Origin of the sequence: Novipirellula sp. (genome assembly GCF_041583735.1) — a bacterium.
Classification (GTDB): domain Bacteria; phylum Planctomycetota; class Planctomycetia; order Pirellulales; family Pirellulaceae; genus Novipirellula.
On sequence record NZ_JBFHFD010000686.1, the window covers coordinates 1 to 4,577 of the forward strand.

Annotated in this window: 3 protein-coding genes; 2 read left to right on the plus strand and 1 reads right to left on the minus strand. The window is 54.8% G+C overall.

All coding sequences use genetic code 11. The annotated features are described in order from the left end of the window. Window positions 1-1,764 precede the first annotated feature (1,764 nt). Both ABX962_RS30930 and ABX962_RS30935 read left to right on the plus strand, forming a co-directional pair. Window positions 1,765-2,397, plus strand: a complete 633-nt coding sequence (locus ABX962_RS30930; RefSeq protein WP_339943403.1) for a response regulator transcription factor — start codon at window positions 1,765-1,767, stop codon at window positions 2,395-2,397. Between the two features lie 172 nt (window positions 2,398-2,569). Then, on the plus strand, window positions 2,570-3,952 hold the full coding sequence (locus tag ABX962_RS30935; protein ID WP_372725368.1) for an enolase C-terminal domain-like protein: 1,383 nt from the start codon (window positions 2,570-2,572) through the stop codon (window positions 3,950-3,952). A 57-nt stretch (window positions 3,953-4,009) separates the two neighbouring features. On the opposite strand, the gene rdgB is transcribed toward ABX962_RS30935, so the two are convergent. Next, a partial coding sequence (rdgB, locus tag ABX962_RS30940) for an RdgB/HAM1 family non-canonical purine NTP pyrophosphatase (RefSeq protein WP_372725369.1) occupies window positions 4,010-4,577 on the minus strand: 568 nt, incomplete at its 5' end.

The following is a 4,577-nucleotide window of genomic DNA, read 5'->3' on the forward strand; positions in this document are numbered from 1 at the left end:
CGAACGGCTGAACACGGAAAACTGAACGCCAGTGTCCTGCAGTGTCGAGCCGTAAGGGGCTTGGTAAGCAAATTGCTGTTCGGGGCACGGCTGTTTCATGAGCATATTGCAGGTTCCTCTATCAAAAATGCTAGACGCTTTTAGTGCAGCGGAGAAAATGTAGGCTCCCATGCCTCGCTTAACCGGGCTTCCTCTATCGTAACGCTCCACCATGCTGCGTCCGTCTGAGTCATTGGGGGGCCGCTAATTCGCCGCTGTCTGAAGTGCCTTATCGAGTGTCTGTGACGTTGGCGATGAACTTTCATTCCAAACAAGTCCCAGTTGCTCAGGCACCAGGGTCTTAAACGGATAAATCGGTCCAGGTCGCTAACGAATCAAACCTACCACGCCTCTACATGCATGCCGGAGAAAGACCGATCGCGTCTGACTTTTACCGACGTGGCTATGTGTGAAACGCCGTCTAGCGATTCCGTAACAAAGAAACCTCCCAGGTGAATTAGAGAAACGGTGATGATTAATGTGAAGAATCATAGCCGAAATGCCATGCGGGGAGCACCAAGGAGGCTTGTTTAGGTGCCCCGGCTTGGACAAAGGTCGACGCCCGTCCGTTATCACCCCAGCACGGACCCTCATCATGCCGGAATCCAACGCTGCGACCGCTGCCACGCGAGACAGCCTTTTTGGGACTCGCCTGTGGTCCTTTTGTAACAGCGGTTTGGGCTCGTGTTCGTCGCCCCATGTTCGTCGCCCCATGTTCGTCGGATGCTGCGGTGGCTGAGCACGCCGCGACGTCGAGCCGAGCGTCAAGTCGATTCAGGGCTGCAGCAACCTTTCCCTGAAGGCTAACGCAGTGAAGCTTTTAGGAAGCGGCAATCGACGGGATTTTGTCCGAACTCTCGGCGAGGTCGGCCGCCGCGGAAGCCGTTAAATTGATCGTTCCGCAATTTTTAAGCTCGCTTGATCGCCTTCCACGACAGCAGTTTTTTGTATAGCGGCAAGCCGCACGCCGTTATTTTTGGTGGTACGGAAAACGTATCGTCATTAGCGAAGCTGAGTGAAATTAGTCCCGGTCCTAGCGATCGCGTCAATCGACGCCAGGGCATGAAATGAGGCAAGAAAGACCGTCGATTACCCGAAATAAAAGCAAACGGGCAAATTTTCCTTTTTGGGTTTTGAGTCCGTCCGATTGAGGGGTGTTGGGTTCGGAAAACAGAAAACCATTTTGGTAATCGCGTTTTGTCCCCCCCATTTCGTTGTCGGGATCAACCCAATTCGCATTCAATTGACTAGCGCCCCCCTTCCCCCCCCTCTTTTCGTGTTAATAATAGGGGGGTGACTTCAACAGCCGAATGGACGAAGGGACCTTGTCGTCCCCATTGCGGCGGACTTAAAACCTGCTGACCGCGTTCTCTTTACCGAACCCGTCGATTTGACTCGATGCGGTAAAAACAGCGATTTTTCGCGATGTTTGTAGTCAGGGAAACGTCATCAAGGGGGCAGTGATGCAATTGCACTGCGGCTTTGGTGAACGCGTCAATCGGAGTGAATCGAGCGGTGTACTCAGGAAAACGTCAAACTTTTGGAAGTAAATTTTGGTTTGGCGGGTTGCTGGAGTAAATCATCATCCTGCGTAAGGGTGAGCACCCGAATAGAGTAAGCTTTACGGCGAATGTCGCTGGTGAGGTACCCCAGACACGCTTGACGTGGTGGGAAAATTAAGAAATTGCAGATACGCGAATCTCTTCTACTTACAGGAATAAGAAAATGACCAAGAAGCTTCTGATTGTTGATGACCACGAGATCATTCGAGTGGGCATCGCGCTGTTGCTCGAGGGGACCGACATCGAGGTCGCCGGTGAAGCGACCACTGCGGCTGAAGCACTCAGCCAAGTCGAAGCCATTAAGCCCGACGTGGTTCTGTTGGATATCCGTATGGAAGGTGGAGATGGACTGAACGCTCTTGGGCGTATCAAGCTGGACCACCCCGATCTTCCAATCGTGTTGTTTTCGGCGTACGACAACCCAACCTACATCGCTCGTGCCGTTGCACTGGGCGCCGCAGGTTTTGTGTTGAAGTCGGCTGGCCGCGAACGTCTGACCGAAGCTCTCAAGCTAGCCGTTTCGGGCGAATCGGCATGGACCCGCGAAGAACTGCGACGCGTCACCGGTGCGTTGGCAACGCCTCGTTTGAGCCAAGACATCGAAGTCCCTTTGACTCAGCGCGAAAGCGAAGTCCTTCGGCAAATGGCGCTCGGTTTGACCAACAAAGAAATCGCCAAGATGCTCGGCATCAGCTATGAAACCGTGAAGGAACATGTCCAGCACATCCTTCGCAAGATCGGCGTTAGCGATCGTACTCAAGCCGCTGTTTGGGCTGTTCGTAAGAACTTGGTCTAGTGCGGAAGGGTTGCGAGGGGAATCAGTGACCTTCGCAACCCATCGAGCTGGCTCATTTTTTTCAGAACAACCGGCAAAGTATTTGATACTTTGCCCGTTTGGTTGATGCAAAATCCAGCGACGTGGATTGTGGTGGTCGAATGTCTCTCCAAATTCGGCTACAGTTTCAGGCATGAAAACCTTAACTGATTTACAACGCGTCGAACTGAATGTGCGCAGCGAGACCTATGATTACCGAACGCCAATGAAGTTTGGCGGGCGAGTGGTCACGGATGTCACCGTGGTTTCGGTCGATTGCAATGCCGAATCGGCCTCGCAAGCGGCCACCGGGCTCGGTTCGATGACAATGGGAGTCGCCTGGGCGTGGCCCGATCCGTCGGTGGGCGATGCTGAAAAGCTTGACATCGTTGTTGAATTGGTCGGACGTATCGCAAAAGCGTTCTCCGGCAGCGAGTTGACTGGGCATCCGCTGGATATCTGTCATCAGATGATTCCAGTGCGCGAGTCGATTGCGAAGCAGCTTGCATCCGAGCGAGGGTTGAACTCTCCGATTCCTGATCTTGCCGTGCTGCTCGCAGCGTCTCCTGTCGAGGCGGCGTTGTTCGATGCGCATGGCAAAGCAGCCGGTCAAAGTAGCTACGCGCTGTTGTCGCAGCCGTATCTCGAGCATGACTTGGCTCATTACCTAGGTGAATCTGCCTACCGTGACGTGTGGCTTGGTGATTTGATTTCGAACGAGCCAGTTGCTTCGATGCCACTGTATCATCTCGTCGGCGCCCTTGATCCGCTTGGCGATGGCGATCTGGATCAGCCCGTCGGCGATGGATTGCCTGAAACGCTACGTGACTGGATCGTTCGTGACGGCTTGACCCATTTGAAAATTAAACTCAATGGCGACGATTTGGATTGGGATGTTCAGCGTGTGATCCGGACGCACCAAGTCGCCACTAGCGTTCGTGCAAAACCGGTGGCCGGTCAAGCGGATTGGGCCTTCTCGCTCGACTTCAACGAGAAATGCGCGGACGAAGAATATGTGTTGGCGGTGCTCGAACGTATTACCCGCGAACAACCCGATGCACTTCGTTGCATTCAGTACATCGAACAACCGACGCACCGCGACTTGGAACGTTTGCCGGCGATCACGATGCATCGTGTTCGCGAGCGTTTGCCGGTGGTGATTGATGAATCGCTGGTGAACCTTCGTTCGCTTCGCACGGCGATCAAACAGGGCTACAGCGGAATCGCACTGAAGGCATGTAAGGGGCACGCCGAGGCCTTGTTGCTGGGGGCCGTCGCGCGTCACGAGAAGTTGTTTTTGTGTGTCCAGGATCTGACGTGCGTCGGAGCGTCGCTGTTGCACTCGGCTTCATTGGCCGCTCATATTCCGGGCGTTGCCGCGATCGAAAGCAATGGCCGCCAGTATTCACCCGCCGCCAATCAACGCTGGATGGCAGACTTTGGCGAGTTCTTTGAGGTTCGCGGTGGCCAAGTTCCCACGCGAATGCTCTCTGGCCCTGGCCTCGGGTATGGAAACGACCCTGCGCTTACGCCGTAAGAGTATCGCGGTCGTAAATGTGGGATCGACTTCCCGCCTATCCCAGATCAACGAAGCCTATTGATCGATCGATTCGATCAACCGCAAAAACTCGGGCACAAATTGCCGCAGTGCTCGAGAGCGGTGGCTGATCGCTCGCTTCACCGTCAAATCTAAATCGCCAAACGTGCGATGGTATTCGCGGATGATAAACAGCGGGTCGTAGCCGAATCCGGCGGTGCCTTGCCGTGTGTGGGCAATCCGGCCTGTGCAACGTGAATTGGCTTCCAATCGCACGTTGCCTTGTGGATCCGAAAGGCACAGGTAGCTATTGAAATGTGCCGTCCGGCGGTCATCCGGCACGTCCTTCAATGCCGCCAGCAGTTTGTCGTTATTGGCTTCGTCGTCACCATGGGTGCCGGCGTAGCGAGCCGAGTGGACTCCCGGTTCGCCGCCCAGTGCATCGACGGTCAGCCCGCTGTCTTCGGCTAGCACCCATTGGCCAAGATGTTTGGCTTGTTCGGTCGCTTTTAAGGCCGCGTTTTCCGCGAAGGTGGCCCCCGTTTCGTCCACGTCAATCGAGCCTTCGATCTCGGCCAGTGCCAACAGCTTGACGCGATCCTGAGGCAAAAGCAGTCGTAGTTCG